The sequence below is a fragment of the Brevibacterium sp. Marseille-P9724 genome, from assembly GCF_902500275.1.
Classification (GTDB): Bacteria; Actinomycetota; Actinomycetes; order Actinomycetales; family Brevibacteriaceae; genus Brevibacterium.
On the sequence record NZ_LR722992.1, the window covers coordinates 23,174 to 39,586 of the forward strand.

A 16,413-nucleotide genomic window follows, 5' to 3' on the forward strand; every position below is an offset into this window, starting at 1 on the left:
CCCGTCCAACGCACAGCCGGAAGTGAGCGGCGCCTCGGGCCCTGTCAGTCTGCAATGTAGCCGCGGGCAAACCGGCGCAGCTGCCCCGCGGCTACATCGAAGGCCGCCCGGTCGGACAGGAAGACGTCGTGCACGGCCCGCGGCACCCGGGCCAATACGGTTTCGCGGCCCAGGCTTTCGGCGCGCCTGGCAATCCGATCGACGTTGAGCACAATGTCCGAGTGCGCCATCTTCGTTGTGTACGACGTGGCGCGAAAGCTCTCCATGGCGATCTGCACGAGCACCGGTTCGCGAATGTCCAGGCCCTGTGCAACCGCTTCCTGCCCGTCGAAGATCGCCCGCAGCCACTGCCCGTAGACGGGAAAGCCGTTCGGCGGTTTGAGCACCAGATCCCACGGCGGGGCGCCGTGGTTTTCGCTGGCCGCCTGCACGTAGAAGTTCGGGATGACCAGCGGAAGCGCACGAGGTGCCCTCTCCTTGCGCTTGCTGCCGCCGAGGAACGGAGTGGTGATCCTCCTGGCCGCGGTGGAGAACTGGAACTCCAGCCACGGCGCATTGAGGGCGAGGGCCGCCAGGCGGCCCGGATTGCGGTTGGCCCACAGGGCTGCAATCAGCCCGCCGGTCGAATGGGCGGCAAGCACTGTCCGCGCACCCGGGTTCTCTTCACTGATGACGGCGAGCGCCGCCTCGACTTCTTCGTCATAGGCTGCAAGGTCGTCTATGTAGCCGGGTTTCTGTTCAGGGTCCCCCGGCCGCAGATTCCGGCCGTAGTCGCGCAGGTCCAGCGCGTAGAACTGTGCTCCGAAATCTTTCCACAGGCGCGCCAATCGGCGGTTGAAGAAATAGTCAGACCAGCCGTGCAGGTAGAGAACAGCCGTGTCGCGCAGGAAGCTCTCGCCTCCCGGAGTGCGTTGCGGTTCCGGGACCGCATCGCACCGGACAAGGGTAGCCCGCTGCCCGCCGGCAAGCGGCAGAGCGAGCTGCTGAAAGCCGGGACCGAGGATGTCCCGATGCCATTCGCCCCATTCCATAGCTCAACCTTACTGGAGGGTTTTTTAACGGTTTTTTGAGACTTCAGGGGCAGGCCCGCATCATTTGCACTAATATCTAAGCCACTGATGTGCTTCACGTCACCCCGTCAGCGGGGCGGCAGAGAACATTGGGCGCCCCCTGTGAATGTCCCCGACACCAATGAGACCAGATGATCGCCTACATCCTCCGGCGCGTTGTCAACTACGTGATCCTCACGGCGCTGGCAACCACGTGCGCGTACATGCTGACCTCCAGCTTTATGGATCCGGCAAAGCGCTACCGAGGCAAGAATCCCCCGCTTCCCGAAAGCACCATCACCGCCAGGCTCGATGAACTGGGCGTCAACCCCGACACTCCGCTCATCACCCGCACGTGGAACTGGGCAACGAACATCCTCTTCCACGCGGACTTCGGTCTGACAGTCGGCGGACAGCCCGTGCTCACCGAAATGCTCAGCCGCTCCGTTGTCAGCCTGCGCCTGCTGATCGTCGGCAGCATTCTGGGTGCGATCCTGGGAGTGGCACTCGGCGTGTGGGGCGCAGTCCGACAGTACAAAGCCTCAGACAACATCATCACCGGTCTGACATACGTCATCAACGCAACCCCGACGTTCGTCTTGGGCATCATCCTCATGATCCTCGCAACCGGGTTCAACAATGCCGTGGGCACGCAGCTCATCAGATTCGTCGGGCCCGCCACCCCGGGGGTGCACGGCTTCTGGCCGCAAGTGGCCGACACAATATCCCACATGCTCCTGCCGACGATTGCGCTCGTGCTGTTCGGTGCCGCCATCTACTCCCGCTATCAGCGCTCAATGATGCTTGATGTCCTTGGCGCCGACTACATCCGCACAGCCCGCTCAAAAGGGCTCACCCGTAAGACCGCACTGTGGAAACACGGCGTGCGCGTAGCCATCATTCCCATGTCCACGTACTTCGCATACAGCTTCGGCACGATGCTCGCCGGTTCGACGTTCTTGGAAATCATCTTCTCCTGGAACGGCATGGGGAGGATGGCCCTTGACTCCATCACAGGCTCCGACATCAACGCGGCAGCCGGCACCACCTTCTTCGCGGCCATGCTCGTTCTGATCTCCTCCACGCTGTCAGAAGTGCTCTACGCCGCACTCGACCCCCGAGTGAGGTCATGATGAACGACAAGACCGCGCACAACGCAGACCCCTCCATCAATGCAGCACCCACCGCAGACATTGAACGCCCCGCGGGCAATATCGGCGAAGACGCACTGAAAACAGTTGCCGAAGCGCAGCCGGTGTCCCGGTCCCGTCTGATCTTCCGTCGGCTGTTCTCCTCCCCGCGCTTCTGGATCGGCGGTTCGATACTTGCGTTCATGGTCCTGTTCGCCCTGTTCGGCAACGTGATCAACATCTACGGGCCGAACGACCAGGACGCCTTCAACCTCAACAAGGGGCCTTCGGCCGAACACTGGTTCGGAACCGACACCGACGGCTACGACATCTACGCACAGGTTGTCATCGGTCTGCGCAAGTCGATCATCATCGGGCTTGCCGCCGGCATCATCGGCACCCTCATCGCCGCCGTCATGGGCTCACTCGCCGGGTATCTGGGCGGCAAGGTCGAAATGGCCATCAACTGGCTCATCAACTTCATGCTGGTGCTGCCTTCGTTCTTCGTCCTGCTGCTGTTCGCCCCGGCGCTGAAGGGCTTGTCGTGGGTGGCAATCATCATCATCGTGGCGCTGTTCGCGTGGATGGTGACCGCGCAGGTCGTCAAAGCGCAGACCAAGTCGCTGCGCAACGCAGAATTCGTCCAGGCTGCCCGCTACATGGGCCTGGGAACACCTACGATTCTGGTCCGCCACATCATTCCGAACATTTCGTCACTGCTCATCGTCGATGCGACCCTTGGCGTGGTCGGCGCTGTGTTGGCTGAAACATCGCTGTCGTTCTTCGGCCTCGGCGTGCAGTCACCGGACATCTCAATCGGCACTCTGCTCTCAGCTGGAACTTCCGGTGCGGTCACCCGCCCCTGGGTGTTCCTCTTCCCCGCCGCCGCTCTTGTACTGCTGCTGACAGCGGTGTCCGTTGTTGCCGACGCGCTGCGCGATGCCATCGACCCCACATCAGGAGTGAACCGTGGCTGACACCGAACTGCCCACACAGACCACCACCTCGGGCAATACCGCTGACGAGGCTCCCGTTCTCGAAGTCGAAAACCTGTCCGTCACCTTCCCGCAGCGGAAATCGGCTCCCGTTGAGGCCGTCCGCGGAGTCAGCTACTCCGTGAAGAAAGGCGAATTCCTCGCGATTGTGGGCGAATCCGGTTCCGGAAAGTCGGTGTCGTCGACCGCGGTCATGGGGCTGCTGCCGTCGACCGCGCAGATCAGCGGCGACATCCGCTACAAGGGCGAGTCTCTCATCGGCAAAACCGACCACCAGATGTCACAGCTGCGCGGATCGAGCATCGCCATGGTCTTCCAGGACCCGCTGTCAGCACTCAACCCGGTGCACCCGGTGGGCAAGCAGATCGTGGAAGCGCTCATCATCCACAATCCCAAACTCTCCAAGGACGATGCGTGGGAGCGCGCGGTCGAACTGCTGCGGGTGGTCGGCATTCCCGACCCGGAAAACCGGGCCAATGCCTTTCCCCACGAATACTCCGGCGGTATGCGCCAGCGAGCGATGATCGCAATTGCGATTGCCAACGACCCCGACCTCATCATCGCCGACGAACCCACAACGGCCCTCGACGTGACGATTCAGGCCCAGATCATGGAGCTGCTGCGCAAGGCCCAGGAACTCACGGGTGCGGCCATCGTCCTCATCACCCACGACCTCGGGGTCGTCGCCGGCTACGCCGACAAGGTGGCCGTCATGTACGCCGGGAAGCTCATTGAGACCGGCAGCATTGACGACATCTTCTACCGGCCCCGCATGCCCTACACCATCGGCCTGCTGCGCTCTGTGCCCAACGTCGTCACCGCCGGCAAAGAGCGCCTTGTCCCCCTTGAGGGCAGGCCGCCGCAGCTGAACGCTCTGCCGAAGGGCTGCCCGTTTGCGCAGCGCTGCCCCATTGCCGTGGAGGCCTGCCTTGAAACCGAACCGCACCTCGAAGAGGTCCACGGCGAGGTGCCGGCTGAGCAGGCCGTGGTCGATTCCGAAGGGCACTTCGCCGCCTGCATCCGGGCTGACGAAATCGAATCCGGTGCGCTTGAAGCCCACGAAATCTTCCCGCGGCCCGAACCAGTGGAAATCGTCGATCGCTCCGGTTCGGAGAAAGTCCTCGAGGTGACTGACCTCGTGAAGCACTTCCCGCTGACAAAGGGCGCTGTGTTCCGCCGACGCGTGGGCACCGTACGGGCCGTCGACGGAATCTCCTTCGAGCTGCACACCGGGCAAACACTCGGCCTGGTCGGCGAATCCGGCTGCGGCAAATCGACCGCCGTCACGCAGGTGATGGAAATGAAGAAGCCCCAATCGGGCACCATCACCATCAACGGCATCAACATCGAAAGCGCAAGCACCCAGCAGCGCCGGGAGATGCGCAAGGACGTGCAGATCGTCTTCCAGAACCCCTCGGCCGCTCTCGATCCGCGCCTGCCGGTGCTCGACATCGTCGGCGAACCGCTGACGGCTCACGGCGTGGCAAAAGGCGATCGCGAAAAGCGCGTCGGCGACATGCTGGAGCTGGTCGGGCTCGACCGAAGCATGGCATCGCGCTACCCGCACGAATTCTCCGGCGGGCAGAAGCAGCGCATCGGCATTGCACGAGCGCTCATCACCGACCCGAAGGTGCTCATACTCGACGAACCGGTTTCGGCTCTCGACGTGTCGATTCAGGCCGGTGTCATCAATCTGCTGGAAGACCTGCGCGACCGCCTGGGGCTGTCCTATGTCTTCGTGGCCCACGACCTCGCCGTCATCCGCCAGATTTCCGACATCATCGCCGTTATGTACTTGGGCCGCATCATCGAATACGGACCCGTGGGCGAAGTCTATGAAAACCCCAAGCACCCCTACACGCGTGCGCTCATTTCGTCAGTGCCCGTCCCAGACCCGAAGATCGAATCGCAGCGCTCCCAGGTGCTTCTGGAAGGCGATCTTCCTGCCCCCACGCAGGAATTCACGGGGTGCGCATTCGCAGCGCGCTGCCCCCTATACAAACTGCTCGACGCCGACGCCCAGGCTCAGTGTCGAGAGGTCAGCCCCGGACTGAACAAGGTCGGGCAATCGGCAGCCGCGTGCCACCACACGGACAACAGCGGACTGTTGGAGAAAAACCACCCTGCGGTCTGAACGACCCCCGGAGAAAGGAAAGACCATGGCAATCAAGAAAACGCGCCTGAGCGCGTTAGTCGCCGCAGCGGCGGCAGCAGCGATGGTGCTGTCGGCCTGCCAAAGCGGCGAAAGCGGCTCATCCGGCGGCGGTGACGGCGGTGACCAGCCTGAACTGCCGAATGTCGACATGACAAAAGCAGCGGCCGATGAAGTCAAAGACGGCGGCGACCTGACCCTCCCCCTGACGGAATGGCCTGGCAGCTTCAACTACAGCCACGCTGACGGCACCCTCACCGACGTCAAAGATATGTACGGGCCAAGCGTCAGTACTGGCCTCAAATATGACGCTGACGGCAAGGCTGAAGCCGACCCGAACTACATCGAATCGATGGAGCTCACCGGTGACGACCCGACGACAGTCAAGCTGAAGTACAACAAGGACGCTGTTTGGGAAGACGGCAAGCCGATCGACGGTGAAGACCTCAAGGCATTCTGGGAAGCCAACAACGGCAAGGACAAGGACTACCAGGTCAGTTCCACTCAGGGTTGGGAGAGCATCAAGTCCGTCGAGATCGGCTCAGACAAAAAGGAAGTCACCATCACCTACGACGGTGTGTTCGGTGACTGGCAGAACTACGTGTTCCCGCTGCTGCCGAAAGAAGTTTCGTCTGACGCCAAGAAGTTCAACGAGGACTTCAAAGACGAATTCGTGCCGTCTTCGGGCCCGTTCAAGGCAGTCAAACTCAACAAGAGCGCCAAGACCGTCACCATGGAGCAGAACGACAAGTGGTGGGGCGACAAGCCGAAGCTGGACAAGATCACCTTCCGCGTGGTCTCACAGCCCCAGCAGGGTCAGGCCTTTGCGAACAAGGAAATCGACCTCGTGGACATCGGCACCGACGGCGATGCCTACGAAACCGCTAAGAACCGCGGCGACGCCAAGATCTACAAGTCGACCGGTCTGATGTACACGCACCTGACCATGAACGCCACCCGTCCTGGCCTGAAGGATGAGAAGGTCCGCGAGGCAATCGGCTTGGCGGTCAACCGCGACGTCATCGGCCAGGCTGCTGTCGGCCCGGTTGAAGCTCCGGTCATCAACGTCAACAACTACACGTTCATGCCCGGTCAGGACGGCTACCAGGACAACACCGACGGCTGGGCACAGCACAAGCCCGAAGACGCCGAAAAGATTCTGCAGGACGCCGGCTACGAAAAGAACGGCGACGGAGTCTACGAAAAGGACGGCGAGAAGCTCGAGTTCTCCGTCGTCGTACCCGCCGACACCGAATCGAACGAAAAGCGCGCCAAGCAGGTCATGAACGACCTCAACAAGATCGGCATGAAGGTCAAGCTGGACACCGTGCCGTCAGACAAGTACTTCACCGACTACGTGACCCCGAAGAACTTCGACATGGTGACGTTCTCCTGGCAGGGCACCGAGTTCCCGATCACCACGACCGCGAACCTGTTCTACCCGGCTGAATCGCAGCAGAACTACTTCGGCATTTCCAACGAAGACATCGGCAAGGCCGTCAAGGCTTCCCAGAACGAAGCTGACCCGGACAAGCGCCTCGAACTCGCCAACGAAATGGACAAGCAGTTCTGGGCTGAGAAGGTCATGATCCCCTTCTACGCCACCCCGACCGTCCACGGTGTTTCCGAAGATATCGTGAACCTCGGTGCCACGCAGTTCGAAAGCAAGGACTGGACCATCATCGGCCACAAGAAGTGATCAGCTGAAACGCTGACGCCGAGGCGTTGATGCAGTCGCATTGGCGCTGAAGCTCAGGCAGTCGCGGGCAGCGGGGCTCGGGTGCATGCCCGGGCCCCGCTTCTGTGTGTCCCTGCGCCGGGTTGACGGTGGCTGGGTTGGCGCGCCTGGTGGGTGCCGCATTCACACGCCAGACTCACGCGCTAATGCAGAGTCACGCTTTAATGCGGCGCATTTGCGCGTGAGAACGCATTACGCCGCAAGTCTGCAACGAAAGTTGGGCTTACAGTACCTGGGCGACGACCGCGCTCACGGCGGCCAGCCCCGCGCATACAGCCCACGGCGCCCACAGGCAGCGCACCCGCACGCCGCCGGAGTCTTCCGGGGAAGCACCAACCCCATGCGAGGCGCCGTTCCCCTGCCCTCCAGGCGCACCAACCGCGCCATCGCCACTGCGAGCTTCAGCCGCACCGCCTCGGGCGTCGGCGGCTCGGCTGCGGATGAGAGTCGATGCGTCGTGCGCGGCATCCGGGCCGGCAAACCTGCGGTTGCGCTCCGGCCCCGCCCATGCTGAATAGGTGCGTTCATCCGTCGTCACTGTCACCACGGACCGAACCTGAACATCGCGAACCGCCGCGTAGGGCACGGTGATTTCCCGAATCGGCCCGCGCAGCACCAAGTGGTCATCCCGCAGGCGCAGGCACGGCTTGTAGATAAACGCCCATGCGGCTGTACACACGGCAAGCAGCGCCGAACCGGCAATGAGCCATAGGGCAGGTGTGCCCCGAAGAAGAGCATCGATCATGAAAATGCTCGCGACGGCAATGACCACTGCAGCCGTGAAGACGCTGAGCTTCGAGCGATAGACGCCGTCGCCCACAAGACCAGCCCTGCCAGGCATAACAGTCACCTTCCCACGCCAGTCGGCACCTCGACACCAAAAATCAACACCCTATTCTGCCCCGGCACCCGAGCCAGGCAGAATCACGCGCTAATGCAACTTCACGCTTTAATGCGCTGCAGCAGCGCGCAAAGGCGCATTAAAGCGCAAATCCGCGCCTCGCCAACTGGCAACCCCGCCAACTGGCAACCCCGCCAACCGGACGCACCAGCCACCCGGCACCAACCGAAAGCCAGCTGCCACCCAACACCCATCAGCATTCAACGACGTTGACGGCGAGACCTCCCATGGCGGTTTCTTTGTACTTGTCCATCATGTCTTCGCCGGTGGCTTTCATGGTGGCGATGACCTCATCGAGGGACACGCGGTGGGTCCCGTCGCCCCACATGGCCATTTTTGCGGCGTTGATTGCCTTGCCGGATGCTATGGCGTTTCGCTCAATGCAGGGAATCTGCACGAGCCCGTTGATCGGATCGCAGGTGAGTCCCAGGTTGTGCTCCATGGCGATTTCGGCGGCGTTCTCCACTTGCATGACCCCTCCGCCGAGAACTGCGGCAAGACCTGCCGCAGCCATTGAGGAAGCTGACCCCACCTCGCCCTGGCAGCCGACTTCGGCACCGGAAATCGAGGCGCGTTCCTTGTACAGAACACCGATTGCCCCTGCGGTCAGCATAAACCGAACGACGGCCTCATCCCGGCTCATGGGTGTTTCGGATGTGATGCCGCCGTGCCGGGCTCCGCCTTCGACACCGCGCACGTAGTTGAGCGCGTAGAACATGACCGCCGGAATGATGCCCGCAGCTCCGTTGGTCGGCGCGGTGACCACTCGCCCCGCACTGGCGTTCTCTTCGTTGACGGCAAGTGCTACGAGGTTGACCCATTCCTGGTAGTACTCCGGCCTGCGTTCGGGGTCTTCCTGCAGCAACCGCTGGTACCACTTGTGGGCGCGCCGGTGCACATTGAGGCCGCCGGGCAGAATGCCGTCGCGGGCCACCGAGTTCTTTTCGCACTCCTCCATGACGGAGTAGATGTGCAGCAGTCCCGCCCGGATTTCGTCTTCGCTGCGGTGGGCTTTTTCGTTTTCCAGCATCACCTGCCACACTTCGAGCCCGGATGCGCGGCACTGTTCCAGCAGCTGCGCTCCCGAGGTGAACGGATAGGGGGCTTCTGCCCTTTCCTCTTCCGCTTCCTGTTGAAGGCCGCCGTCGAGTTCGGACTGGCTGACGACGAACCCACCGCCGACGGAGTAGTAGGTTTCTTCGGCAATGACACCGCCGTCGGCGTCTTCTGCTTTGATTGTCAGCGCGTTGGTGTGGTGGTCGAGTACGGTCAGCGGACGTTTGACCATGTCCTTTTCACTGAATTCAATGTCCCACTTGTCGCCGAAGCGCAGCACGCCGGTCTGTTCGATCCGCTCGGTGCGTTCGCCGAAGTCCTCCGGCTGAATCTTTTCGGGTTCGCAGCCTTCGAGGCCTGCCAGGATCGCGTCGAATGTCCGGTGGCCGGCTCCCGTAGCTGCGAGCGATCCGAACACGTCAACTGCAAGCGATGCGGGCTGACGGTCGCCGACCAGCTGCACAAAGCGCGCGGCTGCCCGCATGGGCCCGACTGTGTGGGATGACGATGGGCCGACGCCCACTTTGAACAGATCAAAAACGCTGACGGTCATGTTTCCTCCCGTGTGCGACGCTGCACGACCAAGGTGGTGACGAGCTGGGGATGCCCGAGGTGGGGCGAGGGGGGACGGGGATGCGAGCCCGGACCGGGAGGGGGTCCGGTCCGGGCGGCCGGGTGTGCGCATCAGACGTGGTTTGCTTCTCCGTAGGCGGCGGCGTCCATGATGTCGCCGACTTCGGTGACGGAGACTTCGATGAGCCATCCCTCACCGTAGGGGTCGGAGTTCAGCAGCGACGGGTTGTCGTCGACGTCAGCGTTGACGGCGGTCACTTCGCCTGAAACGGGACAGTAGAGGTCGGAAACCGATTTGGTGGATTCGACTTCTCCGCAGACTTCGCCAGCGGTCACGGTGTCGCCGACCTCGGGAAGGTCTGCGAAGACGACTTCGCCGAGTGCGTCAGCGGCTACTGCGGTGATGCCGATGCGGACGGTGTTTCCGACGATGTCATCGCCTGTGGCGTTGATCCATTCGTGTTCTGCCGAGTACGAAAAGTTCTCTGGCAGCGGGGGCAGTTCAGCCATTGTGGGTTCCTTTCATTCAGAAGGTCTGGGGGTTGGGAGCCAGCCTGGATTCCGACGGTTCGTCATTCTGGTGTCAGCGGGCAGCCAACGGCGTCAGGGGCGCGCCGAACGGGCGTCAGTGGGCACCGCTGCTGTAGAAGGGCGTTTCGACGACGGTGAAGTCATAGGACTTTCCGCGGATGTCGACGGTCACGGCGGTGCCGGGTTCGGCGTGTGCCGTGTCGATGTAGGCCAGGGCGATGGGGTGGCCCAGGGTGGGTGACGGCTGGCCGGAGGTGATGACCCCGACTTCCGCTCCGTCAGCGAAAACGCCCGCTCCTGCGCGTGCGGCCCGGCGGCCCTCGGAGGACAGTCCGACGAGTTTGCGCGGCGTGCCTTCGGCCTGGTCGGCGTCGCCGAGCTTCTGCAGTGTTTCGCGGCCGTAGAAGTCGCCCTTGTTCTTGAGCGCTCCGCGGACCATACCGCCGAAGCCCGCGTCAAACGGCGTGGTTTCGCGCGTCAGTTCGTTGCCGTAGAGCGGCATGCCCGCCTCCAGCCGCAGGGAATCGCGCGAAGCCAGTCCGCACGGCAGCGCGGCACCGTCGAATTCGGCTTCGTTGATGCTCATCAGCCGGTTCCACAGGGCGGCGGCATCGGCGTTTTTGACATACAGTTCAAAGCCGTCTTCGCCGGTGTAGCCGGTGCGCGCCAAGAGGACCTCAACGCCGTCGACTGCGATATTCGTCCACGCGTAGTATTCGAGGTCTTTGATCCTGGTGCAGTCTTCGCGGTCAACGCACTCGGTGCTGCCGCACACGGCGGCCAGCAGAATGTCCTCCGACTTGGGACCCTGTACGGCGATGAGCGCAGTGTCATCGGATTCGTTGCGCACTTCGAAGTCCGCAGCTGCTCCGGCGGCTTTGGCCTTGTCGGCGCGGTCTTCGAGTGCGGCAACGACGGCCGGGGTGTTCCCGGCGTTGGGCACTATGAGGAATTCGCCGTCGCCCAGGCGGTAGGTGATGACGTCATCGAGGATGCCACCGGCCTCGTCGATGATGACGCCGTATTTGGCTTTGCCGTTCTTCATGATGGAGTAGCGCGACAGGAGCGCGTAGTCCATGAAGGCGGCGGCGTCCGCACCGGTGATGCGGACCTCGCCCATGTGGGACAGGTCGAAGATGCCCGCGAATTCGCGGACGGCACGGTGTTCGGCGAGTTCGGAGCCGTATTTCAGCGGCATGTCCCAGCCGCCGAAATCGGTGAAGTTCGCGCCGAGTTCGGCGTTGATCTGGTGCAGGGGCGTCTGCTTGGTCATGGGGTCTCCTCTGTCAGGCTTCGGCGTCGGCCGATTCGATGTCGAAGGCTTCTGGCGGCGGGCATTCGCAGACCAGGTTGCGGTCGCCGTAGGCGCCGTCGATGCGGCGCACCGGCGGGAAGTACTTGGTCAGTTCGAGGCCGGGCACGGGGAACACCGCGGTCTTGCGCGAGTATTTCTGGTCCCAGTCGTCCATGACGCAGGTTGCGGTGTGCGGCGCGTTCTTCAGCGGCGATTCTTCGTAGGTGTATTCGCTGCCGATTGCGCGGATTTCTTCGCGGATGGTCTTCATCGCCTGGATGAAGCGGTCGAGTTCGCCCTTGTCTTCCGATTCGGTCGGTTCGACCATGAGGGTGCCGGCGACCGGGAAGGCCAGGGTTGGGGCGTGGAAGCCGAAGTCGATGAGCCGCTTGGCTACGTCTTCTGCGGTTACCCCGGTTTCGGCGGTGATGGCGCGCAGGTCGAGGATGCACTCGTGTGCAACGAGGCCGTTTTCACCGGTGTAGAGGGTCGGGAAGTCTTCGTGGAGTGCCTTTGCGATGTAGTTGGCTCCCAGCAGTGCCGAGTAGGTGGCTTCGCGCAGACCGTCTGGGCCCATCATCTTCAGATAGGCGTACGAGATCGGCAGGACGCCGGCGGAACCGTACTTGGCCTGGGAGATCGGCAGCGAGGTGTAGTCCTCTGCCCCGCTGACGGCACGGCTGTCGCTGGAATCACCGGGCATGAAGGGGCGCAGGTGTTCGCGGGCAGCGACCGGGCCCACGCCGGGGCCGCCGCCGCCGTGGGGGATGGTGAAGGTCTTGTGCAGGTTGAGGTGGCTGACGTCGCCGCCGAAGTGGCCGGGTTTGGCCACGCCGACGAGCGCGTTCATGTTCGCACCGTCGATGTACACCTGGCCGCCTGCGTCGTGGATGGACGAGCACACGCGGCGCACATCGGATTCGTACACGCCGTGGGTCGACGGGTAGGTGATCATGATGCCCGAAAGCACATCGCGGTACTTCTCGATTTTGGCGTCGAGGTCGTCAAGGTCGATCGAACCGTCTTCTGCGGACTTCACAACGACCACTTTGAGACCTGCGAGGATGGCCGATGCGGCGTTGGTTCCGTGAGCGGAGCTGGGCACCAGCATGACGGTGCGCTCGGGCTGGCCCTTGGACACGTGGTAGCCGCGGATGGCCAGCAGGCCTGCCAGTTCGCCCTGTGAACCGGCGTTGGGCTGAATCGACACGACATCGTAGCCGGTGACTTCGGCCAGCAGCTCTTCGATGTTGTCGATCAGCTCACGCCAGCCGGCGGTCTGGTCTTCTGGTGCCAGCGGGTGGATCGATGCGAAGCCCGGCCAGGTGATGGCTTCCATTTCGGTTGCCGCGTTGAGCTTCATGGTGCACGAGCCCAGCGGAATCATGGTGCGGTCCAGCGCGAGGTCGCGGTCGGCCAGGGTGCGCAGGTAGCGCATCATGAGGGTTTCGGAACCGTAGGTGTTGAACACCGGGTGGGTGAGGTACTGGGTGTCGCGCTGCAGGGCCTGCGGCACGCGGGGTGCGGGGACACCTGCTGGGCCGAAGGTGCCGGTGCCTGCGGCTTCGAATTCTTCCGCGTCGATGCGGCCGGTCGCTCCGAGAGCTTCCAGCAGCGTGTTGGCGTCAGCGACCGTGTGCGGTTCGCCGAAGCTCACACCCACGTGGGTGTCGTCGATCCGCAGAATGTTGATGCCTGCCTCGCAGGCGGCGGCAACTGCGGCGTCAGCGTCGGGCACGCGCACCAACACGGTGTCGAAGAAGTTCTCGGACACGGACTGGGAATCGCCGTCGAGTCTGTCTGCGAACGCTGTGGCCAGGCGATGTATGCGGCTGGCGATCTTCGCCAGGCCGACGGGGCCGTGGTACACGGCGTACATGGAGGCGACATTGGCCAGCAGCGCCTGTGCGGTGCAGATGTTCGATGTGGCCTTTTCGCGGCGGATGTGCTGTTCGCGGGTCTGCAGGGCCAGACGGTAGGCGGGTTTTCCGTCGGCGTCCTTGGACACACCCACCAGGCGGCCGGGAATCTGCCGCTTGAGCTTTTCGGTCACCGCCATGAAGCCCGCGTGGGGACCGCCGAAGAACAGCGGAACGCCGAAGCGCTGCGCTGAGCCGACGGCAATGTCCGCACCCTGCTGGGCCGGGGTGCGCAGCAGGGTCAGAGCAAGGAGGTCACACGCGAAGGTGACCATGGCAGACCGCTCCTTGGCGCCTCGTACGGCGTCGGTGAAGTCGCGCACGGCCCCCGTGGTGCCCGGCTGTGCGCAGACGATGCCGAACACATCTTCGCCGACCAGCCCCTGGGACAGGTCGGCGATCTGCACCTGGAAGTCCATGGCCTTGGCGCGAGCGCGGACGATCGCAATGGTCTGCGGGTGCAGTTCGGAGTCCAGAACCACCGCTGAGCCCTTTTTGTTGGCCCGGCGCATGAGCAGAACAGCTTCTGCGACCGCGGTGGCCTCATCCAGAAGCGAGGCATTGGCGATGTCCAGGCCGGTGAGGTCCTGGACCATCTGCTGGAAGTTGAGCAGGCCCTCCAGGCGGCCCTGCGAGATCTCCGGCTGGTAGGGCGTGTAGGCGGTGTACCAGGCGGGGTTTTCGACCAGGTTGCGGCGGATGACGGTCGGGGTGATCGTGTCGTAGTAGCCGCGGCCGATCATCTGCGTTTTCTGCACGTTCTTCGCGGCGAGTTCGCGCAGGTGGGCGAGCATGTCGACTTCCGACAGCGCCGCCGGTGTCTGCACGCCGTCGTCCTGGATGTTCTCCGGTACGGCGGCACGGGCCAGAGTTTCAAGCGAATCGAAGCCGACCGCTTCGAGCATCGCGGCGGTTTCGTGGGCACGCGGGCCGATGTGGCGGTCGGCAAAGGGGCGCGCGGAATCACCGGTGAAAGCGGTGACGTGGGACAGAGCGGCAGTGGCGGCTTCCGGGGTGGCGGTGCGGTTCTCGAAAGTCACGGGCGTTCCTTGGGTTGGAGTCTTGCTGGCCAGCTGGCTCAGCTGCGGTCTCCTCCCCGCTCTGTTGCCGTGCGGTCGGCGGCGAAGCGCGTTCCGGCAACGGTTTCAGAGTCGCCTCCGCTCTTCAGTACTGGGCCTGAGAGTTTCCCGGGGAGGGGATTGCACCTACGGCGCCGACGCGATGGCTTCGCGCGGGCTCTCCCGAAGAGCGTGATGACGGCAGTTTGTGTGACCCATGATACTTAATCTGTGCGGTTGAGTCAGCCTCGCGCGTGTGGTCTTCCACAGCCCACCAGAGTGGCGTCAGCGGCTGAACCGCACCTGCCCGCCGACGATCGTGGTCTCCACCTGAGTGTCGCGGATGGCCTCAGCCTGTTCGAACAGGGCGTCCTCATCGGGGTAGGCAGTCGCAAAGGGCAGTGCGCCGTCGGCTCCTTCGCGCGCCAGCGGGTCAGTGTCGACGGCGATGAAATCGGCCTCCATGCCCGGAGCAATGCGACCGGACACGCTTTCTCTGCCGGCGGCATAGGCAGCACCAGAGGTGTGAGCGGCGATTGCGCGGTAGGCGCTCATCCGCCGCTGGGGCTGGTAGGTGCTCGACCGGTCGCCGCTGATGTCCGCCCTGGTCATTGCCGCGTACACGGCAGCCCACGGAGTACTCGGCTCCACCGGGGCGTCGGATCCGAAGGCGAGCGCAACACCGGCGTCTTCCAGTTGCGTCCAGGCGTAGCCGGCGAGTGCCGCGTCCAGCGGAATCTGCGCCAGCAGGTGCAGGTCGGAAATGCAGTGCCGCGGCTGCATCGAGGCGATGACGCCGAGGGCGGCAAAGCGCTGAATGTCACCGGGCTGGATGAACTGCGAATGTTCGATGCGACGCCGCAGGGCACGACCCAAGCGCTTTTCTGCGGCACGGTGTTCAGCATCTGTTCGCGCGTAGGCGCTGAGCACCTGGTGGACGGCCTGGTCGCCGATGGCGTGGACGATCGGCACAATGCCTGCCCGATACACCTCGACCATGGCCTGAGTCAGGGCGTCTTCCGAAATCACCTCGGCGCCGTAGTTGGGAGCCCCTTCGCCTTCGACCCGTGGGAAGGGCGAGGACATGTGGCAGGTGTGGGACCCGAGTGCTCCGTCGGCGAATAGCTTGAGCCCGCCGTGGTGGAACCAGGCGTCGCCCCCACCGGTGATCCAGCCGGAGGACTGTGCCCAGTCGAGCTCCCGCGGGCGGAGGTATTTGACCACCCGGATGTTCTGTTCGCCGCGCGCACCGAGTTCCTGCCAGGCCAGCCGCGACAGTTCGCCTTCGATTTCGTGCAGGCCCGTGAGCCCTTCGGAAAGCCACTTACGCTGCTGGATTTTCAGGGCGTCGGCAGCCGCCGAGGCGGAAGGGTCCGGGATTACGGCTTTGATGAGGTCCGCAGCACCTTCGCGGATGATGCCGGTGAGCCGCCCTCCGGGTTCGCGCACGAATTCACCGTCGTGCGGGTCGGGGGTGTGTGGGCCGACTCCCGCTTCTGCGAGGGCGCGTCCGTTGACCCACAGGGTGTGGTAGTCGATCGACCACAGGGCAACGGGGTTGTGCGGGGCGGCTTTTTCGAGGAAAGCGCGGTCTGGCTGTGCGTCGAGACCCCATTTGGTGAAGTCCCAGCCGGCGCCGATGACCCATTCGCCGTCGGGCACCTGCCCCGCATAGTCGGCCAGTGCGGCCATTGCCTGGTCAAGTGTTTCGGTGCCGAAAAGGCTAAGCTCTTCTGCCCCGAGTGCCTGTGACAGTCCGTGGATGTGGGCGTCGACGAAGCCGGGCACTGCGACGGTCCCGCCGAGGTCGACGGTTTCAGCGCCGACAGCGTGGGCACGCAGCTCAGGCGCCTCCCCCACAGCGACAATCTTTTCGTCCTCGACGAGGACAGCTGATGCTTGCGGCAGGGAGCGGTCGAAGGTGAGGAAACGGGCACCGAGAAACAGGCGACGGCGTGATGACATAGCCGCAAGTCTAGAGCCCACGGCGGTACGACAGGGGCCAGGGCATTAGGTT

11 protein-coding genes and 1 riboswitch are annotated in these 16,413 nt (G+C 63.5%); of the genes, 4 read left to right on the top strand and 7 right to left on the bottom strand.

Going from position 1 to position 16,413, the window contains the following annotated elements; translation table 11 throughout:
• Window positions 1-44: 44 nt before the first annotated feature.
• Complete coding sequence (locus GC119_RS04905; protein WP_151952596.1) at window positions 45-1,031, bottom strand: alpha/beta hydrolase; 987 nt, start codon at window positions 1,029-1,031, stop codon at window positions 45-47.
• Between the two features lie 170 nt (window positions 1,032-1,201).
• On the opposite strand from GC119_RS04905, the gene GC119_RS04910 reads away from it, so the two are divergent.
• From GC119_RS04910 to GC119_RS04925, 4 genes are read left to right on the top strand one after another with little or no spacing between them, the layout of a single operon-like run.
• Window positions 1,202-2,182, top strand: coding sequence for an ABC transporter permease (locus GC119_RS04910; RefSeq protein ID WP_151952597.1), 981 nt, complete (start codon window positions 1,202-1,204; stop codon window positions 2,180-2,182).
• A complete protein-coding gene (locus GC119_RS04915; RefSeq protein WP_226829265.1) occupies window positions 2,179-3,156 on the top strand; it encodes an ABC transporter permease in 978 nt (325 codons plus the stop codon). Before GC119_RS04910 ends, GC119_RS04915 begins: the two co-directional genes overlap by 4 nt.
• Window positions 3,149-5,308, top strand: a complete 2,160-nt coding sequence (locus GC119_RS04920) for an ABC transporter ATP-binding protein (protein WP_151952598.1) — start codon at window positions 3,149-3,151, stop codon at window positions 5,306-5,308. The genes GC119_RS04915 and GC119_RS04920 overlap by 8 nt, the downstream gene beginning before the upstream one ends.
• Window positions 5,309-5,333: 25 nt before the next feature.
• Window positions 5,334-7,025: an ABC transporter family substrate-binding protein gene (locus GC119_RS04925; protein ID WP_151952599.1), complete on the top strand. Its 1,692-nt coding sequence runs from the start codon at window positions 5,334-5,336 to the stop codon at window positions 7,023-7,025.
• Window positions 7,026-7,287: 262 nt separating this feature from the next.
• Here the strand turns inward: GC119_RS04925 and GC119_RS04930 are convergent, their stop codons facing one another.
• The 6 genes from GC119_RS04930 to GC119_RS04955 all read right to left on the bottom strand — a co-directional run bounded on the left by GC119_RS04930 (window position 7,288) and on the right by GC119_RS04955 (window position 16,361).
• Window positions 7,288-7,905 carry a hypothetical protein gene (locus GC119_RS04930; protein WP_141759523.1) on the bottom strand — a complete coding sequence of 206 codons (618 nt, stop codon included), beginning with the start codon at window positions 7,903-7,905 and terminating at the stop codon, window positions 7,288-7,290.
• A gap of 253 nt (window positions 7,906-8,158) precedes the next feature.
• A complete protein-coding gene (locus tag GC119_RS04935; protein ID WP_070575750.1) occupies window positions 8,159-9,574 on the bottom strand; it encodes an L-serine ammonia-lyase in 1,416 nt (471 codons plus the stop codon).
• A 131-nt stretch (window positions 9,575-9,705) separates the two neighbouring features.
• Complete coding sequence (gene gcvH / locus GC119_RS04940) at window positions 9,706-10,104, bottom strand: glycine cleavage system protein GcvH (protein WP_070575753.1); 399 nt, start codon at window positions 10,102-10,104, stop codon at window positions 9,706-9,708.
• A 115-nt stretch (window positions 10,105-10,219) separates the two neighbouring features.
• The gene (gene gcvT / locus GC119_RS04945; protein ID WP_151952600.1) at window positions 10,220-11,398 is read right to left on the bottom strand and encodes a glycine cleavage system aminomethyltransferase GcvT; all 1,179 of its coding nucleotides are present in this window, start codon (window positions 11,396-11,398) and stop codon (window positions 10,220-10,222) included.
• A gap of 13 nt (window positions 11,399-11,411) precedes the next feature.
• Complete coding sequence (gene gcvP / locus GC119_RS04950) at window positions 11,412-14,378, bottom strand: aminomethyl-transferring glycine dehydrogenase (protein WP_413462990.1); 2,967 nt, start codon at window positions 14,376-14,378, stop codon at window positions 11,412-11,414.
• Window positions 14,379-14,493: 115 nt separating this feature from the next.
• Window positions 14,494-14,592: riboswitch (glycine riboswitch) on the bottom strand.
• A gap of 89 nt (window positions 14,593-14,681) precedes the next feature.
• Window positions 14,682-16,361, bottom strand: coding sequence for an amidohydrolase (locus GC119_RS04955; RefSeq protein WP_070776759.1), 1,680 nt, complete (start codon window positions 16,359-16,361; stop codon window positions 14,682-14,684).
• Window positions 16,362-16,413 lie beyond the last annotated feature (52 nt).